Origin of the sequence: Pseudoxanthomonas sp. OG2 (assembly GCF_014192765.1) — a bacterium.
GTDB classification, from domain to species: Bacteria; Pseudomonadota; Gammaproteobacteria; order Xanthomonadales; family Xanthomonadaceae; genus Pseudoxanthomonas_A; species Pseudoxanthomonas_A beigongshangi.
Genome location: NZ_JACHYM010000001.1, coordinates 60,346 through 86,752 on the forward strand (window position 1 = coordinate 60,346; position 26,407 = coordinate 86,752).

Annotated in this window: 24 protein-coding genes; 14 read left to right on the forward strand and 10 right to left on the reverse strand. The window is 62.7% G+C overall.

What is annotated here, in order from left to right; all coding sequences use genetic code 11:
* Positions 1-5: 5 nt before the first annotated feature.
* On the reverse strand, positions 6-1,256 hold the full coding sequence (locus tag FHW78_RS00240; RefSeq protein WP_183636256.1) for an ROK family transcriptional regulator: 1,251 nt from the start codon (positions 1,254-1,256) through the stop codon (positions 6-8).
* A 133-nt stretch (positions 1,257-1,389) separates the two neighbouring features.
* Between FHW78_RS00240 and FHW78_RS00245 the strand changes: the two genes are divergently transcribed.
* Positions 1,390-3,315 (forward strand): glycoside hydrolase family 9 protein, encoded by a 1,926-nt coding sequence (locus FHW78_RS00245; RefSeq protein ID WP_183636258.1) that lies wholly within the window; start codon positions 1,390-1,392, stop codon positions 3,313-3,315.
* 110 nt (positions 3,316-3,425) lie between these two features.
* On the opposite strand, the gene FHW78_RS00250 is transcribed toward FHW78_RS00245, so the two are convergent.
* From FHW78_RS00250 to ompR, 4 genes are read right to left on the reverse strand one after another with little or no spacing between them, the layout of a single operon-like run.
* Positions 3,426-4,691, reverse strand: a complete 1,266-nt coding sequence (locus FHW78_RS00250) for a PQQ-binding-like beta-propeller repeat protein (protein WP_225562424.1) — start codon at positions 4,689-4,691, stop codon at positions 3,426-3,428.
* A 60-nt stretch (positions 4,692-4,751) separates the two neighbouring features.
* Positions 4,752-5,615, reverse strand: coding sequence for an alpha/beta hydrolase (locus FHW78_RS00255; RefSeq protein ID WP_183636262.1), 864 nt, complete (start codon positions 5,613-5,615; stop codon positions 4,752-4,754).
* Positions 5,616-5,617: 2 nt separating this feature from the next.
* A complete protein-coding gene (locus FHW78_RS00260; protein ID WP_183636264.1) occupies positions 5,618-6,922 on the reverse strand; it encodes an ATP-binding protein in 1,305 nt (434 codons plus the stop codon).
* Entirely contained in the window at positions 6,919-7,641 is a 723-nt protein-coding gene (ompR, locus tag FHW78_RS00265; RefSeq protein WP_183636272.1) for a two-component system response regulator OmpR, read from the reverse strand. Before ompR ends, FHW78_RS00260 begins: the two co-directional genes overlap by 4 nt.
* A gap of 276 nt (positions 7,642-7,917) precedes the next feature.
* On the opposite strand from ompR, the gene FHW78_RS00270 reads away from it, so the two are divergent.
* The gene (locus FHW78_RS00270; protein ID WP_183636275.1) at positions 7,918-8,343 is read left to right on the forward strand and encodes a hypothetical protein; all 426 of its coding nucleotides are present in this window, start codon (positions 7,918-7,920) and stop codon (positions 8,341-8,343) included.
* A gap of 46 nt (positions 8,344-8,389) precedes the next feature.
* Entirely contained in the window at positions 8,390-8,677 is a 288-nt protein-coding gene (locus FHW78_RS00275) for an EF-hand domain-containing protein (protein WP_183636277.1), read from the forward strand.
* Between the two features lie 76 nt (positions 8,678-8,753).
* On the opposite strand, the gene FHW78_RS00280 is transcribed toward FHW78_RS00275, so the two are convergent.
* The 3 genes from FHW78_RS00280 to FHW78_RS00290 are packed head-to-tail and all read right to left on the reverse strand — an operon-like array spanning position 8,754 to position 10,871.
* Entirely contained in the window at positions 8,754-9,476 is a 723-nt protein-coding gene (locus tag FHW78_RS00280; protein WP_183636279.1) for a glutathione S-transferase N-terminal domain-containing protein, read from the reverse strand.
* Positions 9,477-9,503: 27 nt separating this feature from the next.
* Entirely contained in the window at positions 9,504-10,382 is an 879-nt protein-coding gene (locus FHW78_RS00285) for an alpha/beta hydrolase (RefSeq protein ID WP_183636280.1), read from the reverse strand.
* A gap of 48 nt (positions 10,383-10,430) precedes the next feature.
* On the reverse strand, positions 10,431-10,871 hold the full coding sequence (locus FHW78_RS00290) for a MarR family transcriptional regulator (protein WP_343205520.1): 441 nt from the start codon (positions 10,869-10,871) through the stop codon (positions 10,431-10,433).
* A gap of 93 nt (positions 10,872-10,964) precedes the next feature.
* Here FHW78_RS00290 and FHW78_RS00295 point away from each other — a divergent pair, with 93 nt between their 5' ends.
* From FHW78_RS00295 to FHW78_RS00305, 3 genes are all read left to right on the forward strand, one after another.
* Positions 10,965-11,894 (forward strand): S41 family peptidase, encoded by a 930-nt coding sequence (locus FHW78_RS00295; protein ID WP_183636284.1) that lies wholly within the window; start codon positions 10,965-10,967, stop codon positions 11,892-11,894.
* Positions 11,895-11,919: 25 nt separating this feature from the next.
* Positions 11,920-12,453 carry a Gar/GrdA family gentamicin resistance ATP-binding protein gene (locus tag FHW78_RS00300; protein ID WP_183636285.1) on the forward strand — a complete coding sequence of 178 codons (534 nt, stop codon included), beginning with the start codon at positions 11,920-11,922 and terminating at the stop codon, positions 12,451-12,453.
* A 93-nt stretch (positions 12,454-12,546) separates the two neighbouring features.
* Positions 12,547-13,086: an SMI1/KNR4 family protein gene (locus FHW78_RS00305; protein ID WP_183636286.1), complete on the forward strand. Its 540-nt coding sequence runs from the start codon at positions 12,547-12,549 to the stop codon at positions 13,084-13,086.
* Positions 13,087-13,420: 334 nt separating this feature from the next.
* Here the strand turns inward: FHW78_RS00305 and FHW78_RS00310 are convergent, their stop codons facing one another.
* The gene (locus tag FHW78_RS00310) at positions 13,421-13,804 is read right to left on the reverse strand and encodes a nuclear transport factor 2 family protein (RefSeq protein WP_183636287.1); all 384 of its coding nucleotides are present in this window, start codon (positions 13,802-13,804) and stop codon (positions 13,421-13,423) included.
* 1,012 nt (positions 13,805-14,816) lie between these two features.
* The gene (locus FHW78_RS00315) at positions 14,817-15,269 is read right to left on the reverse strand and encodes a fasciclin domain-containing protein (RefSeq protein ID WP_183636288.1); all 453 of its coding nucleotides are present in this window, start codon (positions 15,267-15,269) and stop codon (positions 14,817-14,819) included.
* Positions 15,270-15,860: 591 nt separating this feature from the next.
* On the opposite strand from FHW78_RS00315, the gene FHW78_RS00320 reads away from it, so the two are divergent.
* The 8 genes from FHW78_RS00320 to FHW78_RS00355 all read left to right on the forward strand — a co-directional run bounded on the left by FHW78_RS00320 (position 15,861) and on the right by FHW78_RS00355 (position 26,405).
* Entirely contained in the window at positions 15,861-16,211 is a 351-nt protein-coding gene (locus FHW78_RS00320; protein ID WP_183636289.1) for a hypothetical protein, read from the forward strand.
* Positions 16,212-16,751: 540 nt separating this feature from the next.
* Positions 16,752-16,907, forward strand: a complete 156-nt coding sequence (locus tag FHW78_RS00325) for a hypothetical protein (protein ID WP_183636291.1) — start codon at positions 16,752-16,754, stop codon at positions 16,905-16,907.
* 213 nt (positions 16,908-17,120) lie between these two features.
* Positions 17,121-17,282: a hypothetical protein gene (locus tag FHW78_RS00330; protein ID WP_183636293.1), complete on the forward strand. Its 162-nt coding sequence runs from the start codon at positions 17,121-17,123 to the stop codon at positions 17,280-17,282.
* A 373-nt stretch (positions 17,283-17,655) separates the two neighbouring features.
* Positions 17,656-17,961, forward strand: a complete 306-nt coding sequence (locus FHW78_RS00335) for a hypothetical protein (RefSeq protein ID WP_141452850.1) — start codon at positions 17,656-17,658, stop codon at positions 17,959-17,961.
* Positions 17,962-18,322: 361 nt separating this feature from the next.
* Entirely contained in the window at positions 18,323-18,751 is a 429-nt protein-coding gene (locus tag FHW78_RS00340; protein ID WP_183636295.1) for a TonB-dependent receptor plug domain-containing protein, read from the forward strand.
* The gene (locus tag FHW78_RS00345; protein ID WP_183636297.1) at positions 18,666-21,071 is read left to right on the forward strand and encodes a TonB-dependent receptor; all 2,406 of its coding nucleotides are present in this window, start codon (positions 18,666-18,668) and stop codon (positions 21,069-21,071) included. The genes FHW78_RS00340 and FHW78_RS00345 overlap by 86 nt, the downstream gene beginning before the upstream one ends.
* Positions 21,072-21,444: 373 nt before the next feature.
* Positions 21,445-25,980: an RHS repeat protein gene (locus tag FHW78_RS00350; protein ID WP_183636299.1), complete on the forward strand. Its 4,536-nt coding sequence runs from the start codon at positions 21,445-21,447 to the stop codon at positions 25,978-25,980.
* Positions 25,977-26,405, forward strand: a complete 429-nt coding sequence (locus FHW78_RS00355) for a hypothetical protein (protein WP_183636301.1) — start codon at positions 25,977-25,979, stop codon at positions 26,403-26,405. The genes FHW78_RS00350 and FHW78_RS00355 overlap by 4 nt, the downstream gene beginning before the upstream one ends.
* Positions 26,406-26,407: the final 2 nt, after the last annotated feature.

Sequence of the window (26,407 nt, forward strand, 5' to 3'; positions counted from 1 at the left end):
TTTAATTAAATTCGGCGCCCCCCATTGGCTGGGCGGTGGCCCAGCAGTTCCGCGGCCTGCGTGTCGCCCGGATCGTCCTTCTGCACGCCCTGCAGGCGCGGCGAGAGCAGCTCATGGATGGGCAGCACGGCGGCGCCCAGCAGCGAGCAGTCTTCCTCGCGCTGGGAAATCATCACCCGCGGCAGTTGCGGCGCGGGGCGGCCGCGCACCGAACGGTGCAGCGGCTGGGCCAGTTCGACCAGGCGCCGGACCAGCTTTTGCGGCGCGGAGCCGCCGATGACGATGGTCTGCGGGTCGAGCAGGTTCTCGATCATGCAGATGGCGTCGCGCAGGCGCTGGGCGGCCTGCTGGCACCACTGCTGCAAGGGCTGGTCATTGGCGTCGTCCAGCCGATCCAGCAGGTCCGATGTGCGGATCTGGCCGTCGTCCATGCCCAGCGCTTCGGCCAGCGAGTGCAGCGACAGGTAGCGCTCCAGACAACCCTGGTTGCCGCAGTAACAGGGTGTCCCGCCGGGCACGACCGGCACGTGGCCGATCTCGGTGGCATTGCCGTCGGCGCCGCGGTAGTGGTTGCGGCCAACGATCAGCGAGCCGCCCAGGCCCATGCTCAGGTGCAGGTAGAAGAAGTTGTCCAGGTGCCGGGCGACGCCGTACAGGGTCTCGCCGAGCGCGCCGGCCACGCTGTCGACGCTGTGGAACAGCGGCAGGCCGGTGGCTTCCTGCAACTGGTCGAGGATGGACAGATCCTTCCAGCCCTCCAGCGCGGTGGGGCCGACGAAACTCAGTTCGGTATCGCCGAGCGGGCCGGGCAGGGCCACGCCGATGCCCCAGACCCGGGCATTGGCCTGCCGGCGCAGGTTGGCCACCAGTTCCAGCAGCCCGGCCAGCAGCTGCGGGCGGTCGCAGCCCTGCAACTGCACTTCGAAACGGGCGTCGATCCGGCCGACCAGATTGACCAGCGCACCCGAGGCACGGCCCGGTTCCAGGCTGATGCCGATGGACTGGCCGGCGTCGGGATTGATTTCGAAGGCGATCGGCGGCTGCCCGCGGGTTTTGAGGTCCTTCTGCCGGCGCGAGACGATCAGGCCGATGGACTCCAGCTCATTGGTGATGTTGGCCACCGTCTGCGGGCTGAGCGAGACCTTTTCCTGGATGTCCTTGCGCGAGGCCGCGCCATGCTGGCGGATGAAATCCAGCACGAGGCGGCGGTTGTAGGGGGCGCTGGACTGCTGGGTGGCGCCGCGGCCAATGTTCATAGGCGTTGAAACCGGTTGAGCGTAGGGGAGGGGAGGTGCATACCCTTATATTTATACATCCATGTGAAATATTTATTGACGGCAGCCGAATCCGTGGCTAAGTTGCGACGCTAGTCTATCCGGAACCGTGCCAATGACCCGATTGCCGCCTTCCTGCAAGACCGGTGTTCTCCTGGTGGCCGCGCTGGCGACGGCGCTGTCCACCCAGGCCTACGCAGCGCCCGCCTCGGAGCAGAAGCCGGCGACCACGGTGTCGGTGAGCCTTCCCAGCGAACCGCTGCTGGTGCAGATCAACCAGGTGGCGCTGGAGCGGCGAGGGCCGAAGCAGGCCATCGTCGAATACACGGGCGAGGCCACGAAGGGCAGCTACACGGTGCTGGTCGATGGCAAGCCGGTGCGGAACGGCGACCTGCGCCCGCTGCAACCCTTCACAGAATGGGGCTCGGGCAAGCGCTATTTCAGCGTCGATTTTTCGGATGCCGAGCAAAGCGGCCGGTACCAGGTGGACGTGCGCATCGGCGGGCAGCATGCGCTGTCGGCGCCGGTGGCGGTACGCGACAACGCCGTCTTCGCCACCACGGGCGCGCAATTGCTGGGCTACTTCCAGCGCAGCCGGCATACCGACGACGCGGATCGGGATCTGCCCATCTTCCAGACCTCGCGCCGGGTGAACGTGTGGGGCGGCTGGCAGGATGCCGGCGGCGACAAGGGCAAGTACCTGTCCCATCTCGGCTATGCCAATCACTTCAATCCGCAGCAGGCGTCGATGGCGGTCTGGGTGCTGGCCTATGGCGCGGATACACGCAAGGCACTGTTCGCCGCCCACGGCCTGCAGAAGCAGGTCGAGGACGAGGCGTTCTGGGGCGCCGATTACCTGCACCGCATACTGGACGCGGAGGGCTACTTCTACACCACGGTGTTCGACCAGTGGGGCACACCCGGCGCAAAGCGCATGGTCACCGGCTACGAGGGCGCCGCGGGAACCTATACCACCCTGTATCGCTCGGCGTTCCGCGCCGGCGGCGGCATGGCGATCGCGGCGCTCGCGCGCGCCTCGATGCTGGCCAAACAGGCCGGACGTCACGGCGAATTCGACGGCGCGACCTATCTGGCCGACGCGGAGCGCGCCTATGCGCATCTGCGCGAGTTCAACCCGCAGTACTGCGCCGACGGCAAGGAAAACATCATCGACGACTACACCGCGCTGATGGCGCTGGTGGAACTGCACAACGCCACCAGCCAGCCGCGCTATCTCGACGATGCGCGCGAGCGCGCCGCCCGCCTGATGGCGCGCCAGCAGGCCGATGGTGGTTTCATCAGCGATGGCGGCAGCCGTCCTTACTACCATGCGGCCGAAGCCGGCCTGCCGGTGATCAGTCTGTCCGCCTATGCCGATATCGAACCGGAACAGGCGCGCCGCCAGCGCGCACTGGACGCCATCGCTTCAGCGCTGAAACACGAACTGGCCATTACCCAGGCGGTGTCCAATCCGTACGGCTATGCCCGCCAGCGCTTCCAGCTCACGCAGGACGGCAAGGCCGCGGGCGAGGTGCTGGAAGGATTCTTCATTCCGCACCGCAATGAAACCGGCTACTGGTGGCAGGGCGAAAGCGCCCGCCTGGCATCGCTCAGCGCGGCCATGGTCATCGGCGGACGCAAGCTGGCCGCCGATGGCAAGGCCGGATACGGCCTGTCTGGCGAGCAGGCCGGCTATGCGCAGGCGCAGCTCGACTGGACGCTGGGCCGCAATCCGTACGGCATGTCCATGCTGTATGGCTTTGGCCAGAAGAACCCGCCCACGGTCCTTGAGAGCGCCGGCGAAATGTTCGTGGGCGGCATCTCCAACGGCATCACCGGGGCGGTGGGCAGCGACACCGGCGCCGGCATCACCTTCGCACCGGGTCCGGACTCGGAACAATGGCGCTGGGTGGAGCAATGGATTCCGCATACCACCTGGATGCTGTTCGCGGTGATGGCGATGAGCGAGGATTCCCGTCCGGCAATCCCGGCGTCTGCCATGGACAGCCCGGCATCCGATACCAGGAGTACCGCGCATTGATTGGCGCGGCAGGGAGTTCGTCCAGGCAGGCTTGATCGCTTTCCGCGTCCGGGTGCAGTCCGCATGCCGAGCCTGGCGCTTGTCTATCGCGTCATCGCGGTAGACGGCCGCTACCGGACAGGCACATAGGCGTGAAGCCCACCACGTATGGTCGGGACATAAACAGTGCCATCCGAATCCACGGTTGTTCCGACGGTGAACATCGGTCTTCCAGGCAAATGTTCCCGGTCATGAACCTTGCCGGTCTGGACGTCGACGACCACCAGATCCAGGGTGCCATCTCCATTGGCCACCGTTGCATAGGCGAGGTGACCTGCGGTCTGGGTCGCGATGCCCCGGTTTTGCAGGTCGTCCCTGCGCCATAGAAGACGCGGCTGGTTTCCTTGGTCGCGAATGGCCATGAGGGGAGCATCGCCACCACCGGCGGGCAGGATGATGCCGTCGGGCGAGACCGAGGGACTGCCGCCCGCGGAGTAGCCGATGTCGATGCTCCACACGCGCTCGCCGGTACGCGCATCGAGTGCCAGCAAGCGCTGGTTGTTGTCGGTCAGGTAGACCCGGCTGCCATCCGCCGACAGACTCGGACTGGCCGCACTCCCGCCCGGGAGCGTGTCATGGGTCCAGTCGGCGGTGATGCCCTTGGCGTCCGCGCCGGCCAGGATCTTCATCGAACGGATACCGGCCGCGGGTGACTCCGGAGCCCAGAACGTGAAGATGAACCTGCCAGCGTGCCGATCCAGCGCGGGCGTGTTGGCGCTCGGACATGCCCGGGTGCCACGCATGCAGGCAAGCGCATCCCTGGAGGGGTCGAAGACGGGATCCGGGATCAGTTCAATGGGATCGATGACGGTTTTCCCGGTCCTGCGGTCCAGGCGGTAAATGACACCCACATGGGTGATGAAAACCAGATCGCCATCGGCAGCGAACTGCGCCGACAACGGGAATCCGAGGAGGGGTGTTTCCCAGCGCTTGCCGCCGTCGTGCCGGAACGAATGCATCGACGCGCCATCGGCAAGGTACAGATTGCGATCCGCGTCCAGCAGCGGCGAGGAAGCCACCGCGAGGCGGTCCAGCGCATCGGAGCACCAGAGCGTCCGGCCGGTCGCCCGATCCAGCGCGTGCAGCCGGCAGCCCGGTCCGCTGGTGGTGACATACAGTTGCCCGTGACCATCACTGGTCGGTCCCAGGTTGATCATGCCCTCGAAGGAACGGGACCACGCGTGGACGATGCGCGCGGATCCCGGCACCGGGCTGTAGTCGCTGTTCGATGCATCGGCATGGGTGGCCGACCAGCCAGGCGCATACACCGGATTCCGTTCCGGAACGACAATGGGTGCGGCCAGGACAAATCCCAGCGCAAGGGCCGACAGCTCCATCACGTCAAACTCCTCGAAAGAAATGGCTCGGACGTGTGCTGCGCGGTTTGTACGGGCCGTTCATCTGTCGACGCGTTCAATGAAGGCATCCACCTGCTCCGTAAAGGCGCCCGGCAGGCCGAGTTCCCGATTGATCGCCATGTGGGACAGATCCTGTTCCATCACCTCCACGCGGACGCCCAGCGATGTCGCCTTGCGCGAGAACCGCCAGGAAGGCGGACATGCGCCTCGGCGACGCGAAGAGCACACCAGCAGCATCGGCGGCGCTCCAGGGTCCAGGAGATGATGCGGCGATACCGCCTGCCAGTACGACAGAGAGTCACCGAATGCCGCGTCGTACAGGGCGGGATGCGGAACGGTCCGCATGATTCCGACGACATCCACCGCGCCGCTGTCCAGTGAAATGACACCCCGTGGCGGGCGTGCCCCGTGCTTCGCCAGTCGTGCGGGATCCGCCGCCAGCAACAGTGCCAGGTGCGCACCCGCCGAATGGCCCATCAGGATGAAACGAGCCGGATCTCCACCCCAGGCCGGTGCCAGTTCCTGTGCCTTCGCGATGGCGCGGGCGACATCCTCGGCCTGGCCCCGTGGATCCGCCTCGGGGAGCAGGCGATAGTCGGTCGAGACGATCACGTAGCCCTTGGGAATCCAGTAAGCGGCCTTGTTCGCAATCAGGCCGCGATGGTCCTTCCAGCCATTGCGCCACGCACCGCCATGGACGATGAAGAGCACCGGCGCGTTCCTGGTTTCCGCGGGAAGGTAGACATCGAACCTTTGCCTGGCGTCGTTCCCGTAGGCGACGTCGGCAAGCACGCGCGTACCCGCGGGGAGATCGGTTTCGGCCGCGTCGCTCGCGGGTGGCAGGAAGGCGATGAAGGCGAGGAGGGCCGCCAGCAGGCATGGACGCAATGTCGAAAGGCGCATGGTCACTCCAGGTTGGATTTCAGCCGCAGCGTGGCCCGCAGCCCGTGCGGCAGGTGGGAACCGAGTTGGAGATCGCCCGCGTGCTGGGCCGCGATCCGCTCGACGATGGCCAGGCCCAGGCCGCTGCCACCGCGCGTGGCGTCATGGACGAAAGGCTTGCGGGCCTCGCGCGAATGACCGGGCGGCATGCCCGAACCGTGGTCGATGACGTCGACGCACCACGCATCGCCCTCCCGCCGGAGCCGCAGTTCATAGGGCGGGGCACCGTGCCGAAGCGCGTTGGTCACCAGGTTCTCCAGCGCCCGGAGCAGGGCCATCGGTCGCCCGCGCAGCCACGCCTGGTCGGGAACCTGCAGTTGCCAATCCACGCCGGAGACGGCGACGACCTGCCGGCAGATGGCCGCCAGATCGAGGGTGCGATTGTTTTCATCCCTGCCATCGCGGGCATAGGCGATGAACTGTCCGAGGATGTCGTCCATCTCCTCGATATCCCGATGCATGCCCGCGCGCAGTTCCGGATCGGTTCCCGGCAGCAACTCCACCGCGTACTGCAACCGCATCATCGGCGTGCGCAGATCGTGCGATATGCCGGCGAGCATCAGGTTGCGATCGTCCATCATCGCGCGAAGGTCATCGCCCGCCCGGCCAAGCGCCTGCGCCAGTTCCGCCACCTCCCGCGAAGCCTGGGGCAACGGCAGGCGCGGCCATTCGCCGCGCACCACGTCCGGTGCGTGCTGCGCCAGGCTGCGCAGGGGGATGACCAGCCTGCGGGCGAAACATCCCGCCGCCACCAGCACCGCGAGCGCGCACGCCAGCAGGATCAGCAGCGGCAGCCAGCGCACCTCGCCCTGCACCCGTTCGCGCGCGAATGAAATCCACAATGAAGGCTCCGTCCGCAGCCTGAGCCAGAGGACCGGTCGCCCGCCGGGGCCGTCCGCAATCCGGACCTCGCGCGGCGCCACATCCCCGGCCCCCGAAAGCGACGCCAGTTCACGCAGGTAGGGCGCGATCCGGGGCCGCGTGTCCACGGGCGGAGCGGTCTGGAAACGCAGGCCGGCGGCCTGCAGGCGGCTCACCGTGGTGTCGATCGGTTCCTTGCGGGCAAGCGTCTCCACGGTCCTGGCAAAGCCATCCATCACGCGATAGGACTGTTCCGCCGCCGGACGCACCCACAGTTCCCTGACCAGCAGGAAGGTCAGCACGAACGCGCCCAGCAGGCACAGCGAGATGACCGCCACCAGTTGTCCGAATACCGTCGATGGCCGGTTGATGCGCGGGGTCATGCGCGAAATCATGCGCGGAATCATGCTTCCTCCGCCGGCGGGACGAACACATAGCCGGCACCCCATACCGTCTGGATCAGGCGTGGCCGGCGCGGGTCTTCCTCGACCAGCTTGCGCAGGCGGACGATGGTGATGTCGATGCTCCTGCCCATTACCTCCAGGCCGCGGCCGCGCGCCAGACTCATCAGGCGGTCGCGGCTCAGGGTGGTATGGGGATGGCGCGCGAGCACCGAGAGCACGGCGAATTCGCCTCCGGTCATCCGCAGGGGGCGTCCATGGCGATGCAGCGTCCTGGCCGCCATGTCCAGGGTGAACGCGCCGAATCGCAGGCATCCGGCCTCGGGCGAAGGGGCGCCGGGAACGCGGTGGGAACGTCGCAATACGCTGCGTATCCGCGCCACCAGTTCGCGCGGATTGACCGGCTTGGGAATGTAGTCGTCGGCGCCCATCTCCAGCCCGACGATGCGGTCCACGTCATCGCCCTTGGCGGTGAGCATGACCACGGCAACGGCGTCGTCCTGCGAGCGCAGCCGGCGGCACAGGGCCAGCCCGTCCTCGCCCGGCAGCATGAGGTCGAGCACGACGAGGTCGTAGTGATCACGGCCCAGGGCGACATCCATGTCCCTGCCGTCGGCCACGCCTTTGGCATGCAGGCCCGATTCGCGCAGATAACGGCACAGCAGCTCGCGAAGGCGGGCGTCGTCATCGACGATCAGGATGCGGGACGGCGTGGATTCGTTCATGGCGGTCACTATGTCGGCAATGCCGGTCGCCGGCAGCGGGGAACCGGTGCCGATTTGTAAGCGGATGTTTCTGGAACGCCCGGGAGAAACGGCGGTTTACATCTGCGTGCGATGGAGGGAGCGGAGCGCGATTAGCGTGGATGCGTCGGAATTCCCGGCCAACCCCTACCCGAAGGAACCACCATGAACACAGTCCCTGTTTGGACCCGAATGTTTGTTTTCGCGATAGCACTGGCCAGTTGCCCGTGGACTGTCGGACGCGAGCGTTTCCGCCATGTGGAACGGAGCCCGCATGCCGGCGAGGTCGAAGCGGCCCGTTCGAATGCCCGTTTCGAGTCCCGGCGGAGCCGCCATTGGCAGGCGGACGGGCATGGAAACGCCTCGCTCAATCGGCAGGGCTCGGCACAGGGTCATCGGGGCGGGACCGCCGGCTATCAAACTTCCAGCCAGCGCGATCACGCCGGGAATGCGAGTCGTCAGCGCGATATCTCGCTCCATGGTCCCGGCGGTGCGGGCGTCGACCGTTCCGGCAGCATCAGCCGGAGCGCGGACGGCAGCGTCTCCGGCACCCGCGCCACCACGCTCACCACGCGCGATGGCGGCCACTACGACGGCTCGCTCGCATTCTCCGACGGAAAGGTCAGCTACTCCGGGAGTTGCCACGATGCCAATGGCGATCCCGCGCCCTGCCGCCAGCGCTGATTGCGACAACCCGGAACGTTGAATTCCCATAGACAGGATCCCATCCATGAAAAGCATTCATTTCACCCTGCTGGCGAGCTTGTTGCTGGCTTCGTTCGCCGCGGATGCGCAGCAAGGTCGCGGCGCGCGCAAGCAGGCGCTCCAGGAACGCCTGCAATCCGCCGATACGGATCAGGACGGCTACATCAGTCGTGCCGAGGCCGACGCTTCCCTGCCTAAGCTGGCCGAGCATTTCAATCGCATCGATGCGGATCGCGACGACAGGATTTCACGCGAGGAACTCCGCGCGGCGGCCAGCGAACTGGCCGGAAGACGACGCGGCGGTCAACGCTAGCCTGTACCCGTGGGGGGGAACGGGCGTTCCCCTCACGGGTGGCCAGCAGGGAAGCAGGTGGCGGTACGCACCGCATTCAGACGACAGGCGGGGAAGCGCGATACGGGCGCAGCTGTTCCCGCCAGACAAGCAGGTCGGCGAACTCATCGGCCAGACCGTCGTCCTGCCAGCAGCGCCGCTGCGCTTCGCCGGGAAACACGGCATCGGTCTCGGGGACCACCGCGTCCAGCAGGGCGCACAGGGTGATGTCGGCGTAGCTGAAAGTGTCCAGCACGAATCCCGTTCCGGATTCGCGCAAACCGCGGCGCAATGCAAACAGTGCGTTCCGGTGGTTGCCGGCCCCGTACAAGTGCGCGTACTTCCGGTCCAGTGCGTTCACCACGCGGCGGGTGATGGGGCGGAGCAGGGGCCTGAGTCGCGAAGGTAGGTGGGGAAGGGATTCGTCGAGCGCATCCGGATGCTCCGCGATGGTCCTGACCACACGGGTCCTGGCGGCAGCCAGGCCCACCTCGCTGATGTCATCCCAGAACCGGATCCGGTCGAAATCGCCCAGCCGATCGTCACCCGAAGCCAGCGCGGCGTACCGGGCGATTTCGAACGAGCCACGTACCGGCCCCGTGTCCGCCAACAGCACGGGAACCGACACCTTGCCATGCCATTGCCGCAACCTGAGCCTGAGCCCGGGTTCGCTGAGGAACGGGACGTACTCCTGGTAGCGATAGGCCATGTCGCAGTAGTCCAGCGCCCATCGCGCCTTGCGCGTCCAGGGCGAGAACACCTCGCCGATCAGCAGTGCCATGCCAACCTCACGCTATGCCGGCTCGGTTCAATCCATCAATGCCGCATCCAGCGCCTCGGCAAACTCGCGCGGCTGGTCGAGCATCAGGTAATGACGGGCATCGGTGACTTCCACCAGCGTGGCCCGGCTGCTCGCATACTGCTCCCGGTAGCGGCGGGCCATGTATCCGGCGGGCGCGCCAAGTGGCGATTGGTCGGCGAAGATGACGGTCAACGACGGACGCAGGCCGGCGACTTCGGCTCTCAGGTCCGTGGTCGAAAGACTTTCGTACAACGCGGCGTAGGTGTCTCGATGGCTGCGTGCGCCGCCCTGCGCGATTCGGGCGGCGGTGTCCGGATCGCCCACCGCGGACGAAGCCTGCGCCTGCATCCGCTTTTCGAAGGCCGCCGCGTCTTCCGCGCGCATGTCCCGGACCTCCGCGCCGACCTTGCCGCGCAGTTCCTCGTCCACGCTTGTGCTGCCGCGATTGGCGGACATGAAGGGCAGCGCGTCCACGATGATGACGCGCGCCACCAGATCGGGCTGCCGAAGCGTGGCCATCAGCGCCGCCACGCCGCCGGCCGAATGCCCGACAAGCATGACGGGACGAGACGAATTCCGCTGGATATAGCTCGTCAGCGCTTCGGCGACCGCGCCGATACTGCTTGGTGCGGGAGCATCGCCAACGGGCCCTTCGAGTCCGGCTATCCGGAGCCTGTGCACGCGATACCGGTCCGACAATCGCACCGCGGTTTCCTGCCAGGAAACATCGCCACCGGACAGGCCGGGAACAAGCACCAGATCCGTCGTGCCGGTGCCCGTTATCTCGGCGGTGATGGGAAGGGAAGTGGGGGAGGGGAGCGTCGCGGCGCAGGCCAGCCACGGCAGCAGCGACAGGGTGAACGCGAAAAGGCGAAGACCACGCATCTGGACTCTCCGGTGGGTGCGATGTGGCGGGAAGGATGGACGCCCGGGTCAGGCGGAACGGACTTTACCCGCTTTCCGTATACGCTCCCCGAACGACTGGTCCTGCAACGCCTTCAGCGCGTTGCGAAGCACGTCTTCAAGCGAAATTCCCAGGTCCTCGTTGAGGCTGGCCGCCGCCTTCGCGGTGGTCGCCCAGTGCTGTTCGAGGAGGGGCAGGCGGGCCTTCGCGTAGGGGGTCAGGTGCACGATGCGCTCGCGACTGTCCTCGCCGGGCAGGAGCTTGACCCACTTGGCGCGCACCAGCGCGCTCAGGGTCTGGCTGACCGCCGAATGGCTCACGCCCATCCCGTCGGCGATGTCCTTGATCCGCGAGGGGCCGTGTTGGGAGAGCGCGCGGATGATCGGTGTGAAGCGCGGTTTGTAGTCGAGTCCGGACTCGGCGTACGCATCCGCGACCGCCGAATCCAACTGATCGATGAGGGTACGCAACAGCGTGCCCAAAGTTGCATGTGGTGTTGTCATGCCCAGGAATATATGTTAGCACTTATATATTGTCAATAATGGCATGGGAGGAGAAGGGTCATGAGCCAGGCACTATGGTTGGCGGCGATGCTGGCGGGCGGTTGTCCGCAGCAGGAAGCCGTGCTCGAACAGATGGCGAAGGCCATCGAGAAGGACTACGTGATTGCCGGGGAAGCCCGGCAGATTGCCGAAAGCGTCCGCGACTGGTCGGACAAGGGACGCTATGCCGATGCATGTGGCGACTGGCTTTCCTTCTCCAAGCGACTCAACCGGGATCTGGATGCCTACGACGGACACTTCCTGATCGAGCGGGTGATCGAAGAGAAGGCGGGCGCCGATGACGATTGGCTGATGGCCTGGCGGGCGGCCGGCAAGCCCGCCAACATGGGCGTGCGGGAAGTGAAGGTGCTGGAAGGCAACATCGGTTACCTGCGCCTGGCGTCCTTCTATCCTTGGGACATGGCGGGCCCCAAGCTTCGCAATGCAATGGAACTGCTCAAGGACACGCAGGGACTGGTGCTGGACCTCAGGCAGAATGGCGGCGGCGACGCGGATACCGCAGGCCAGCTGGTGCGTGCATTCCTGGGCGACGAGGTGGCTTCGGTGCAGGACATCCAGGCGCGCTCGGCGCGCCGGACCGAGCCGCTGCCCAAGCGTGATCTGCCGGAATACCACGGCGGGCTGGTGGTCCTGCTGGACCGCCGTTCCGCGTCCGCATCGGAGTACGTCGCCTATTCGCTGCAGGCCGCCAGCAGGGCGGTGGTGATCGGTTCGCGCAGCGCGGGTGCGGCCAACCTGCTGGGTGACCCCAAGCCATTGCCGCATGGCTTCCAGATTTTCATTCCGGATGCCCGGCCGCTCAACGTCCGGACCGGCGGCAACTGGGACCGCGAAGGCGTGGCGCCGGATGTGAACGGTGGAGATGATCCGCTCCATGTCGCGCGCCGCGTCCTGGCCGGCGATCTGGAAGTCGGCGAAGCAACCCGATGACCGGGCTCCGGAAGCGCGGACTTTCATGATCATCGTGATCAACGGCCCGCTGGGCATAGGCAAATCGACGCTCTCCGAAGCCCTGTCGGAGAGAATCGACCGTTGCGCCATGCTGGACGGCGACAGCCTGGTCGCGGTCAATCCGCTGCCTGCGGATCCGGTCGAGCACCTTCACCGGGGAATCCTGTTGCTGCTGCGTCACCATCGACGATTCGGCTACCGCCATTTCGTGATCAACCATCTCTGGGAAACCGCAGCCGACCTGGAGGACCTTCGCTGCCGGCTGGCCCGGTTGGACGATCGGATCTTCTGCTTCCGCATGACGCTGGATCCTGAATCGAATCTGGCCCGGATAGATCATCGTGCCAGCGCCAGAGCGATCGACGAACTCGACTACGATAAGGAAACATTCCACCGCGAATATGCCGTGCTGAGCGGCGCGGTCGGCCGCGAACTTGGCGAGCCATGGGACGCGGCCGCGCCGCCCGAGCAGCTTGCCGATGCCTTGTTGCGTGAAATCCGGCATCGTTACCCGTCGGGTGGTGTCCAGGTCGGGTAAGTATCAAACCAGGCGAGGGACGAACCCTATGGTGAAATGTCTTGGAAGTGGCTCCGGAATGCGTACCCGGGCCGGAAAGGCGGGCCGTGGAAAATGAATACCTTGCAGACCATTCTCGATTCAGTGATCCACAGCAATGCAGGAGAGCCGAACCATGCCGGATTCGGCTGGACGGGCATTGGAGCAATGCCGGAGGTCGGGCCGGCTGCCTTTCGGCACGAAGTGTTCGCGCCCTTGTCCGAGGACGAGGTGGAGCGTCGCCAGCGAAGGTCGCCGACCACGTTTCCCCCGCGCGTGCTGGCATACCTGGCATCCTTCAACGGCGCGCATTTCTATCAGGGAGGCCTTTCGATCTTCGGCCTTCGCGCCGAAGTCAGCCGCGATCCGGAGCGTCGCCAGCCATTCGACCTGATCGATCAGAATGGTCTGCTCCGCCCGGCAAACTCGAATCCCGAAGACTTCTACATTGGCGGTCTCGATGAGGACGGGTCCGTGCTTTACTTCCGCGGTTGGGGCGCGCGCGTCTACCGTCGTCTGGAGACTTCGACGGAGCCACTGGAGCAGTGGGAGAATTTCGAGTCGATGCTGGAGTGCGTGCTCAACAGGCTTGCTGACGAGTTCAAGGGCGATTAACCGGTCCGAGAGGGCTATCCCGTCACCGGAAATGGCTCGAACACCCCTGGAGCGCCCTACTGGTGTCGGACTAACTCTGGACGGAATAGGCACGCAGTTCACATCGATACGTAATGGCAACCCTTTCCGGGCGCCACGGTAACGGGAGGGTGCTACGGTCCGGGTATGAAGCTCAGGACCCAACGAAGGATCGCACTCGGCGCCCTCATTGCGGTGGCGCTGGTCGCCATTGCATACGGCGTTTACTGGTGCATGGAGCCTGGCAGCGACAGGACAGCGACTGACATTCCTCCTATTGCCGGCGCGCGCTAACCGTATGTGGTGCGAAGTCCGGCTAGGAGTTGGTCTGGCGGACGGTTTCGGTGTGGGCTGAGGCCACCCAGGCCCCATCCTTGCGGACCCATGTCGTGGTGTCGTAAACCACCATGTCCTGGCTCTTCCCGCTGACGGTAATGGACTGGTCCGCTTTGTAGGTCGCAATGGCGACATCAGGCGCGGGGAAAATTACCCGTTCCTCGGAGAACTTGAAGGCCGTGACCCGCGCATCGCCGGACGAAGCCATTTTCCTGTATTCGGAGGGGCTGAAGTGATGGATTCCCCATCCGGAGACGGAAACCGATTCTCCATCAAGCAGCGAGATTGCAGTATCGACGTCCGTATCGACTATCGCCTGCCAGAACTGCCGTTCCAGCTCCATGATGTCCTTCTGGGTAGTCATGTCGAGGCTCGGTATTGAAGGAAACCTGGATTTTTCACACACGACGTGTACGCAACGTCATCGTGTTGTGAGGGCGGGATGACGCGGTCAGGCCAGGAGCGCTAGACAACTTTGGGTGTCTTTATGCGCCAGGGGAGGCCAGGTCATCTGCAGCCATCATTCCCCTTTCACTGTTCAGCGCGCAACCTCGATACCCTGCGGAGGGCGCGGTAGTGAAGCTGACATCTGGCGAGATTTGGATTGCAGTGGCTGTCGCCGTCTCAGTGGCGATAATCCTTGTCGTTCTTTGGTTTCTGGTAGGCCCGGTACTGCAATTGGATGGGGAACGATGGATGCCTTGGGAGGGCAAAGGCATGATGCTGATGTTTCATTGCAAACTGCGGGGCCGTCAGTTTCCGGGGCTGGTCGCGAAAGGCGGTTCGGCCGTTCTATCTGGTTCTCGCCTCGTCCATCTTCTGCGCATATGAAATGACCGTTCGCTCGTCCTGAGCGGCCTGCTTCACCGAGTTAAGCCAGCGTACGGCGGCACCTCTGTTCTTGATCAGGCCACCCAGGTCATCGTCCAAACACGCGGCGCAGACTTGTCCTCCGGGACTCGGGCTGCTGCAACGAAGGCATGGAGCCATCGTCGTGGTGGCAGGCGGCCTAAGCTGATAGACAATCTTGACCATCAATGCGGTGGCTTGGTCGGAGATACTCATCGTTTATCCTCGCGGGTAGTGATTTTCAATGGGGGCGAGGTCGTCGGACGCTCTTCTTCCGCCTGATTGGAAGGGCGGGTTGTTTGAGTGAAAAGGGCGGGCGTGGCTTGGCCAGGTTTTTGTTGGTGCGTTCTTTGAGGTAAGTCATCTGTAGCCCCTTGCGTACGGTTCAGGCTTGACGTCAATTCGCTCCTGGAGCCGGTGTGCGAAGGCGCATGACAGGCGACATCCGCAGGAGGATTTTGACCAGGGGGAACAAGAAAACGGCAGGAATTCCTTCCTGCCGTTCGCAATCCATTGCATGTCACCCGTTAGTGCTTGGTCGATGCCGGGATGTTGACTTTGTCGATGCCATGGAGAACGCCATTGGTCGAGGCGATATCCGCCTGGGTAACCTCGGCGCCATCGATGCTGAGCCTGTCGCCTGCCAGTTGAATGGGGGCCGGCTGGCCGTTCACTGTCCGCGCAGCCTCCCACTTGCCGATGTCCGCCTTGCTGCGGCGACCATTGACGAGGTGATAATTCAGCACCGAAGTGAGCTCCGCCTTGTTCTCGGGCTTGAACCATTCCTCCAGCTTGCCCGGAGGCAGTTTGGCGAACGCTTCATCGGTAGGAGCGAAGACCGTGAAGGGGCCTGGTCCAGCCAGGGTGTCTTTCAAGCCTGATTGGTTCACGGCGCGAGCGAAGGTCTTGAAGGAACCGTTGGCAGCAGCGGTATCCAGGAGGTTCTTCTCCTGGGACTTGTTTTCTTGGGTCGTGTTCATGGGTGAGCCTTGGTGTGATTTGCGGATTGCAAATCGAAGATGGCCGAAGCCAAAGCCCCGATTGCCGGGGCGAGAACTCAATGCGGAGAGTGGGTGGAAGTGCGGCGCGGCTTGAGGAGCCGTTGCGGCATTGCGCAGCAACCTCATGACCATAGCCCCATGGTTGTTACTGTGCCGTGAGCGTTGCCGTCGGTCTGAGCGGGGGACAGGCATCGGCGCTTGCGTCACGGAAGTGCTATGGTGAGCCGCTGCTGGAATGCGAACCCCGCCTATCTCCAACGTCCGTCTCGTGCCGGCCTGCACGAAAGCGAGGACGTCATGAACAGATGCAAGGGGCACCGTGTCGTGAGTGCCAAATTCGGTGAAGGCATTGCTGCCATGCAGATATCAGGCGCTGTGGAAAGGGCCGAGAACGAAGGCTGGCCGATACCGCCCTCCGCCGTGGAATCACGGCCATCCATTGCCAAGGCGAGCGCTGTGCGGCACGTAGCCAAACACATTGCGTGCCATTTTCGCAGCGAATTCAGATTCTGGACGGGATTTCCCGAGCGCAGGCAAAAGGCGTGCCTCTAGGGCAACGCGTCCAAGGCGATGCGTGATGCAACCATGTCCGGGGACTGCCGGGGTTGGCCTGTGGACCTGTCAAATATCGCGGAGAGGACGGTCATCAACATTGAGGCCGAACTGGATTTTTGGGAGCAGATAATCTCGGCAAATGGGTTTCCCGGCCTGGAGCAAAGCTTCCATCAATTACGTCCTACACTGAAGTTCTCCTGCGATGCTTACCTGGCCTGGAAAGGGGAGGCGCTGGTCGAGCTGGAGAGCGTTTTGAAGTGCTCCTATGACAGGCAAATCGATCCGAGAAAGAGGCTCGATTGGCTCTATGCCGAGCGAGTGGTCAAAGTTATCTGGTTCCGTCTCGGCATATCTGATGTTGTTTGAGGCTCCAAACTAGGGAGATGGTTGTGCGGCATAAGCACGAACTTACATTCACACTTCACGTCGGAAATCGCCAGTCGATTGGCCCTGCCGAACTCCAGTCCATGTGGCAGGAGGCGGCGCAATCGTCCGATGTAAGCGTCAGCCGGCGGACTTCGGCCTACGATCAGGCAAAACAGCCCTATTACGAGCTGTGGGCTTGGCGCCTTCATGACAAGGACGCTGTTGAAAAGCGACTGAGGAGTTTGTTGGAGTCAAAGGGATACTTGTTCGGACTCGCCGACATGACCCTCTAGACCGTATCTTAGCCCGAAGGAGCTTTGGGGGGCGGATATGGGCCACTTTGCATCCGCGGTAGCCGGGCAGGTTGTGCGGTGGCAACCGGGGTGTGCCTGATCATTGTCCGTGCCATGTAGTGGCTGCTTGTTGAGCCTGCCATGTTAGTGGACATTCTCCAGGCTTGCAGTGGCCGTGTTGGTCTGCATCGAAAGCCAAATCGCGTTAGCCTGTATCCTGCTGAACGTCAGTTGGGACTGATAGGACATGAACCCTGCAACTTCGTACAAGGGGCTGCTGCTCGGCATGGTCTTTGGCTTGGCGCTGGGGGCATTCATCGACCGAATCGCCATCGGTATCGCCATTGGCGCAGCACTAGGCTATTTGTATGACGCCGGCTATTTCAAATCCAAGAAGCCCTAAGCCTTCTTCTTGTCGAAGTTTGACGTGGGAGAAGGCTCGGCAGCCTCCTGGCATCTGCTGAAGCGAGTGGTGGACGGAGCTTCAAGTCGATTCTGGCAATAGGCAAGCCAGTTTTTTGTTCTTGCGAACCTTGCTGGAATCACCTGATGACATTAATCCGCCTGGAGATGGTCATCCTGCATCACAAGCAAAGAGTTCTCCGACAACTTCAGCATGGCTGACTCCATCCTGCTCACGGGGCAGGTCGCCTTGCTGAAAGGGAAGGGCGGCTCATGGGTGACCCTTGTTGGAATTTTTGGGCCGCTGGGAAGCCTCGACTACACCGACGACATCTTCCGGCCCATCGCAAAACTCAATGTTCAGCTTGTTCGGTAGCAACAACCATGTGCCGGGACTTGTCCGAACGTCGGTAGTTGAGGATGACAGGGTAGGTCGCTTCGAACTATCACCAGGTTATTTGCCTAACATTGAACGCCAAAGCATTGAACGCGTTCGATGGCGAAGGCAGACTCGTCGCCGGAGTCCAAAAACTCCACATTTCGCGGTGCCCACCTCCGACAATCTGGTGGGTCTTTTGTACCTGTCACGGGTACGACCGACGCAAGACGTTCTGCGTCGGGAGGGCGGCTAATACAAGACCTCATCTGAGGGAATACGCCCGCCGACGAAATGCGGTTTTTTGGCCTCCCGACATCCCCGTTTGCCATCCGGCAACGGGGATCTTTCCCCACGGACCGGAGTACCGCCAATGAGTTCAGATTCCCCTACGCCCGCCATGCCGCGCACCGGCTATTTCTTTTCCGAAGCGGCCATCTACGAACTGAAACAACTGCGCAACCAACTCAACCTGATGGGCTGCCTCAGCGCCGCCTGCGGTGGCGACGAACACAACGAACCCACCATGGCCATCCACCGCTGGTACGCCAGCTTCGAGAACATGGAGCGGCAGGTCGACCGCATCATGAACCAGTCCGAATGGATCTCGGTCACCCCGGCCCAACCCGGCGACGGTCCCAAGCGAAAGCTGCTGAAACGCAAGCGCGCGATGCGCTGACGCAGCATACGCATCATGTCGGGGTGGCGTCTTCCTCCCCGGCATGCAGTGCCAGCGACGATAGGTTCTCGGTATTGCACTGCGTACGATGCAGACGCCGAACGTGGCTTCCGTCACTTCCGAAGACTGCACGTTGTTCTTGTGCTGCGTGCACCATGTCAATGAACAGCGGGCGCACCGAGAATGTGACATTAAATACTTTGAAATCAAAAGCTTGCATATGGGCAGTCGTCTTCCTATGTTCGAATCGCGAACCAGTGGGGTTCGTGTGCAGAGAGGCTAACTCCCTGCAATCGACCAAGGGGAAGTCATGCAAGTCCATCACGCCGTATCAGGCCGTTGCCCTATAGGCGCGGCCGTCGTGTTCGCTGTTGTGTCGCTCTCGTTCAATGGGCCGACGCTGGCGCAGGAAGACAAGGACAAAGAAAGCCGCGCCGACAAGCCGTCCGCCACCAACCTGGACAAGGTCACGGTCACCGGCTCGCGCATCAAGCGGGTCGATATCGAAGGCCCGTCGCCGGTGACCGTCATCACGGCGGACGATATCCAGAAGGAGGGCTTCTCGACCGTCTACGAGGCCCTTTCCACGCTCAGCCAGTTCACTGGCAGCGTGCAGAACGAAATCAACCAGAGCGGCTTCACGCCGAACGCGCAGTTCGTCAACCTGCGCAGCCTCGGCCCGGGCTATCAGCTACGGCAAGCGGATGGCCGACTATCCGATGCCCTACAACAGCCAGTCCAACGCGGTCAGCCTGAGCAGCATTCCGGCAGCGGCGGTGGAGCGCATTGAGGTGATGACCGGCGGCGCGTCCGCCATCTATGGCTCCGATGCCGTGGCGGGCGTAGTCAACATCATCACCAAGTCCAATTTCGACGGCGACTCGCTGTACGTTCGGGGAGGCACGACCACGCGCGGCGGTGGCGATACCGGCCTGTTCCAGTGGACCGGAGGCAAGACCGGCGACCGCTGGAACCTGATTTATGCCCTGGAATACTTGAATCGGGAATCCATCCTCGCGTCGCAGCGCGACTTCATGGACTCCTACCATGACAATCCCCGATATCGGAACGATCCGCATAACGCGACCGCCGTCAGTGGCGTGTATCTCTACCAGAACGGCCCGGGCTACGTGTGGCCGGATGCGGACGGCAAGCTCTCCGGTTCGGTGGATGCATTGCACTCGGCCTGCGCCGCGACCTCGCCGGACTTCCAGCCCTACCGGTCCGCGCGTACAGCCGCCCATGAGAACCGATGCGGCTACTTCGGCTATCCGGCCACGCAATCCATCCAGAACAGTTTCGACAAGGCATCGGCCTATCTGTACGGCACGTTGGAGCTGGGCCGGGAGACGCAGGCCTATGGCCAGTTGCTGTACACCCATTCGAAGAACACCGGCGCGAGCGCGACCAGGTTCTGGCAGACGGCCGGCTGGGTTCATGATCCGACCCTTGGCTATGTGCAGGCGCAGCGCATCTTCACGCCATCCGAGACCGGAGGGTCGCAGAAGTCGGTGTTCCAGGAAGATTCGTTGAGCCTGAATCTGGGAGTGCGGGGCACCTGGCGGGACGGCCGCTTCGATTGGGACGCGGGCCTGTCCCATTCCCGCTATGAGATGGACGTCAAGAGGCCGTACTTCACCACGGACAAGGTCAACGATTACTTCTTTGGCGACCTGCTGGGGCATGTCGGGACGAACAAGTACCCGAGCTACCACGTGCGCGTGGATCGTCTGTTCAGTCCGATGGCGCCGTCGGTGTACCGCTCGCTGATCACGACCGTCCATGACCGGGCGGAATCCGAGTCCAGCCAGGGCCAGTTCACCCTGACCGGCGATCTGCTGGACCTGCCGGCCGGACCACTCGGCATGGCCTTCGTGCTGGAAGGCGCGCGCCAGAAATACCTGCTTTCCCCGGACGCGCGCAGTACCCCCGGCTATGCCGGCAAGGACAGCATCTACCTGCTGACCAACACGCGGGGCGGGGGAGCTCGCGACCGCTATGCGCTCGGCGTCGAGTTCAGCGTACCGCTGCTGCACAACCTGAAGGCCAACCTGGCCGGCCGCTACGACCGCTACGACGATCAGACCGATGTCGACGGCGCATTTACCTGGCAGACCGGCCTGGAATGGCGGCCGGTAAGTTTCCTGCTGCTGCGTGGCACCCATGCGACCAGCTTCCGGGCACCGGACATGCATTACGTCTACGCGGGGCACTCGGGCGGCTACATGTACATCACCGATGCTTACCTCTGCCGGGTGAAGGGCATCGATCCCACCTCCGCAGGCTGCTCCGGCAACGACTACAACTACCAGGTGTTCCGCACCTACGACGGCAGGAAGGATCTGGTGGAGGAAGAAGGCCGCTCCAGTACCATGGGCGTCGTCTGGGACGTGATGAGCCAGATGTCCTTCAGCCTCGACTACTACCGCATCAAGCTGGAGAACCAGGTCGGCGAGATCGATTCGGACTACCTGATGCGCACCTACGCCGACTGCCGCCTGGGCGCGGACGTCAAGGGCAACCCGGTGGACGCCGGTTCCCCGTCCTGCGTCCACTTCCTGGGCCTCATCACCCGCGATACCTCGTCGCTGGGCAACGGCAAGGTAAGCCGGTACTCCGCCTATCCCGTCAACCAGTCGATGATCCGATCCGACGGCTTCGACGCCACCTGGAAGTACGTGCTGGACACCGACCGTCGGGGCAAGTTCAACTTCCAGATCAACTACACCCACGCCACCAAACTGGACCTGCAGCGCTTCGCCCAGGATGAAGTGGAAAACATCCGCGACAACCGCCGCTACTACAACTTCCGCAGCCGGGCCAACTGGACGGTAGGCTGGGAAAAGAACGACTGGCGCACTAACGTGTACGGCTACCGCTTCGGCTCGGTGCCCAGCTGGGATGAATCCACGCGCGTCGCTCCGTTCTTCCTGTGGAACCTGGACGTCCAGAAGAAGATCACGCCCAAAGCCACCGTCGGTTTCAGCGTCGTCAACGTGTTCAACAACCTGCATCCCCGGGATGACAGCTTCATTAGCTATCCCTATTTCTGGCGTGCTTACAGCCCGCTGGGGCGGCAGGTGTTTGCCAACTATCGGTATACGTTCTGATTTGCTGAAGCGATCTTCGCAGTCACCTTGGACCCGGCGTTAGCCGGGTTTTTTTGCATCAAACTACAACAGGGCTGTGAGTGTATTTTCGATGCTCTGATTCCATATTTCCAACGCCAAACCGGACAGCGCGCGAAGGCGCGAAGTTGATCGCGCTGGGAAAGCACCTGTATGGCAACAACGTTGACTGCTTTCGGAGCACCGACCGAAGCCGGCAGCGGCACCAAGCGAAAGATGCTGATGTGCGTGGAAATCTTCTTGACACCGGGCACCTTCCAAGCTTATTGAAGCGGGGCGGTGAGCGGGGTGTCGCGTCAACGCGCCGCTACAAGAATCAGATGTGACCAACAGGACTGAAAGGGAAGGAGAGCGCATGCGGATCGTGCGTGATTTGTTGTCGGGGATGGTTGTTCGCGAAGCGAGAAGCGGTGTGTCGACTCCACGTATTTCGCTAATCAAATTTAGATGCATCTCGCTTTTGTTGCTGGCTGCAATGCTCTTTCTGGGGCTTGGCGATAATGCAAATGCCACCATTTACTATGACACCGCCCCGGAAGCCAACGCCGGGTGCCAGACGAATGGCGCTGCTGCAAAAGTCCATCACACGATGGTCAAGCAAGGCTACTACTGCGAGCATGGGCTTGGGCAATTGCAAGGACCGGATGGCAGGGGGTTCTATACCTGCATGGTTTACGGCCACTACGTGGGACAGTCATCCAACAAGTTCTCGATGAATTGTGGTCTTTATGACAACACTGTGGAATCCAGCCATTGGTACGCAGCACCCTGTGCCAGCGGGCAATCCTGGGACGAGCAAACGCGCCAGTGCGGCGAGCCCAATGCCGACAAGAACTTGGGAGCGCCTCCTTGCGAGGACGGCTGCTTCAGTGGTTCGGTCAATGCAGGCAATGGAAACAGGTTCGAGGCAGCGTTCGATTATGTCGGGTCTGGTTCTCTTCCACTTGGTGTCGCCTGGACATACAACTCCGCCGAAGCAACCAATCCAGTCGGACCTTCCCTGAGGATCTTTGGAAAGAAGCGAGTCGCTCATGGCATCCAGTCAATTCATCGAGTGACCGCCACCGACAGCATTGAAGTAGCCTACTTCACTCACGCAGATGGCAAGGTATCCGGCTTTCGTAGGAAGGGGCAGAACTGGATAGGTTTTGCGGGAACGAAACTGAAACTTGCGGCTTCTTACGCCGCGAGTGGCGATGTCAGTGGCTGGACGTTGAACGACGGTGACGGAAAGACGTACAAGTTCTCGGCGGAAGGTCGCCTGGACGAAGTCACCAACCGGCAGGGAGGCCGAAATGTCCTTCACTACGATGCATCGGGACGGGTCGAGAAAGTGGTGGATCAGGCTGGACGTGAACTGGCCTACGCCTACAATGCCAATGGATGGGTCGATACCATCGATCTGCCTGGGGGAGGCCAACTAAAGTATGACTACGATGCGAGCGGTTACCTGGTTCGTACCGAGTATCCTGATGGGTCCAGCAGGGTATTTGCCTACAGCGAAGCGGGGCTTGTCGCTCTAGGGGCCGCGGAAGGACTGCTGACGGGTGTTGTGGACGAGAATGGAGGCCGGTATTCCACGACCACCTATGATTCATCCAAGGCCCTTGCAGTCCAATTAGCTGTTGGCGTGGGAGGAATCTCGGCCATCTATCAGCCGACGTCCAATCAGGCGTACAACGCTCAGGCGAATGCTGACCTTCCATTGGGGGCTTCTCGCACGATCGCGTTTAAAGCCGTCAACGGCCTTGTGCTTCCGATCTCTTCGACTACCACCTGTTCTGGCTGTGTCGGCCAGAACGTGGCTTATACGTACGACAGGCACGGCTTCATGGACGTGGTTACGAGCAATGGAACCATGACGGACTACGACTTCAATGCGCGGGGTTTCGAGACTCGGAGGGTAGTTGCTGCGAATGTTGTGACCGAGAAACATACTATCCAGACCGATTGGGTGGACGCTCTGGATGTTCCCTCGGAGCGTAGGACATACAACGCCGCCAATGCCTTGATGTCGCGCACCAACTGGGCCTACAACGCCCGTGGTCAAGCATTGACCATGACGCGGACCGAACCGCTGTCGGCGACTACACGGGTCACGACATCCACGTATTGCGAACAGGTGGATGTGGCTGCAGGTATGTGCCCCTTGGTTGGACTACTGACCTCCGTGGATGGGCCCCGCACCGATGCCAGCGACAGCACCAGCTACACCTACTTTCCAGCAGAAGAAGCAAGCTGTGCGGTTTCCACGACCACCTGCGCCTACCGCAAGGGTGACCTCTGGAAAGTCACCAACGCCAAGGGCCAGGTGGTTGAGTATGTGAAGTACGACGGCGCCGGCCGTCCGTTGTCGGTCAAGGACCCCAACGGTGTCATCACCGACTACGAGTACCACCCGCGTGGCTGGCTGACGGCCAGCAAGGTGCGGGGGCCGGACAACACGGTCGAGACCGATGACGCCATTACCCGCGTGGCGTATTGGCCGACTGGGCTGGTGAAGCAGGTGACCCAGCCCGGTGGCGCCTTCACGCTTTACACCTACGACGCGGCCCATCGCCTGACCGACATCAGCGACAACGCCGGCAACACGATTCACTACGTCCTGGACAATGCCGGCAACCGCCTCGCCGAGGAGACCAAGGACGCGGGCGGTGCCCTCAAGCGAACGCTGAGCCGCATCTATAACCAGTTGGGCCAACTGGCGACCCAGGCCGACTCGCAGGCCAACCCGACCGACTTCAGCTACGACGCCAACGGCAACGCCAACACGGTCACTGACGCCCTGGGCCGGGTGACCGACCACGACCACGACCCGCTCAACCGGCTGGCGCGCACCTTGCAGGATGTGGGCGGCATCGCCGCCGAGACCAAGTTCCAGTACGACGCGCTGGATAACCTGACCAAGGTCACCGACCCTAAGGGGCTGAATACCAGCTACACCTACAACGGGCTGGGCGACCTGACCCAGTTGCAGAGCCCGGACACCGGGACCACCACCTACACCTACGACAGCGCCGGCAACCGCGCCAGCCAGACCGACGCGCGCGGGGTCACCACGACCTACGCCTATGACGCCCTGAACCGGCTGACGGCGGTGAACTACCCGGACACCGCCCTCAACGTCAGCTACACCTATGACAGCGCTCCCACGGTCTGCGAAGCCGGCGAGACCTTCGGCGTGGGCCGGCTGAGCGGGATGGACGATGCCAGCGGCAGCACCCGCTACTGCTACAACCGCTTCGGTCATCTGGTGCGCAAGGTGCAGACCACGAACGGGGTGAGCTTCGTGGTCCGCTACGCCTACACACTGGCCGGCAACCTGCAGGCGATGGTCTACCCGGACGGCACCACGGTGGACTACGGCCGTAACGCGCAGGGGCAGGTGACCGAGGTCGGCGTCACCCGCAGCGGCCAGCCCCGGCAGGTGCTGCTGCACCAGGCCAGCTACCACCCCTTCGGCCCGGTGGCCGGCTGGACCTACGGCAACGGCCGCAGCCTGAGCCGGACGCTGGACCAGGACTACCGGCCGCTCACCATCGAAGACCCCAATACCGGGGGCCTGTCACTGGGCTTTGGTTATGACGCGGTGGGCAACCTGACGACGCTGGGCACGGCGCAAGGCATGGCGACCCCGGCCATCCGCTTCGGCTACGACGCCCTGGGTCGACTGACCCGGACCGAGGACGGCCCGACCCAGGCCGCCATCGACGTCTATGCCTACGACGCCACCGGCAACCGCACCGCCCACACCACGGCGGCGGGCACGGCGGCCTACACGTACCCCACGACCAGCCATCGCCTCACGGACGTGGCCGGTGTCCCCCGGACCTACGACGCGGTCGGCAACACCACCGCCATCGACGCCAACCGTGGCTTCGCCTACAACGACGCCAACCGGATGAGCCTCGTGCAGCAGTCCGGCGTGACCACCCGGCAGTACGCCTACAACGGCCGCGGCGAACAGGTGCGGCGTTACCTGGGCGCCACCAACACCTACACCGTCTATGACGAAGCCGGCCACTGGCTGGGCGACTATGACGACAGCGGCGCGCCCGTCCAGCAGGCCCTGTGGATGGACGACCTGCCGGTGGGCCTGCTGGCCAACGGCAACCAGCTTCACTACCTCCAGCCCGACCACCTGGGCAGCCCGCGCGTGGTGATTGAAGCGGCGCGCAACGTACCGGTGTGGACCTGGGACCTGAAGGGCGAAGCCTTCGGCAGCACCGCCCCGCAACAGGACCCGGATGGGGATGGCATCCCCTTCGTGCTGGACATGCGGTTCCCGGGGCAGCGGTATGACGCGGCCTCAGCGCTCAACTACAACTACTTCCGCAGCTATGAGGCGGGAGTCGGTCGCTACACACAAAGTGACCCTATGGGGTTGAACGGAGGATTGGCAACCTATGCTTATGTTGATTCGACTCCTCTAGTCTCTTGGGACTTTTTTGGGCTCGCGCCGTACTTCACAGATGGACCTCCTTCAGGTCGCAATGTGATGGGGTGGGTGTCCTGTCATAAGGGTAGTGTGAATCCTGTTACAAGTAATCACGTGATTGAGCGACTCTATGGGAAGTGCTCTGCTCCAATTACGGAGTGCGTGCTTGCTCATGAACGATCACATGTTGTGTACTTGGCAAAGACAAGCCCAAGCACATGTCAGGAGCGCTTTTGGGAGCCAGCATATTGGAGAGTCAGGCATTTGCGAGATTCCTCCTCTACTGCAGCAACAGAGCTTAGTGCGCATGCAGTAGAGCTGCGTTGCTTGACTGAGAAGCTTAAGCAGTACCCTTGTGACGAAGCATGCAAGGAAACTATCCTTCGCGCCATCCGGGATCGATCTCAAAACATTGTCAACATCCTTTACGGACACTACGGGAGAGGCCGATGAGTTTCCAGGCAAAGAAGGTGGCCATGAAGCTTTCGGTGCTCGTTACATTTTGGGGGTGTATTCTGGGTATCCTTTTAACTTCATGTGCGAGAGATTCACTTCCCGGCGAGAAGGAGAACGATATTGCAGTCGAAGTATGGACTGCTGGGCGCGGATACACGCAGGTTCTTGAACTCTCGAAAGATGGGACATATCGAGCGTTTGTAGAGTGCGATGTGTGCGATAGCTCCAAAGTCAACGAAGGGCGTTGGGAAGAGAAGGCGGGGGTGCTAACAGTGCTTCATTGGCAAAACGATTCAAGCAAGGTACTGAGGCGTGGGATGTACAAAGGTTGCGTGGCGTTGTTGCCCGTATCGGAAGACGAGAAAGGTTCACTAGCCAGCATTTTTTTCCGTATCGATGACGCTTGTCCTGATGCTCTCTAAAT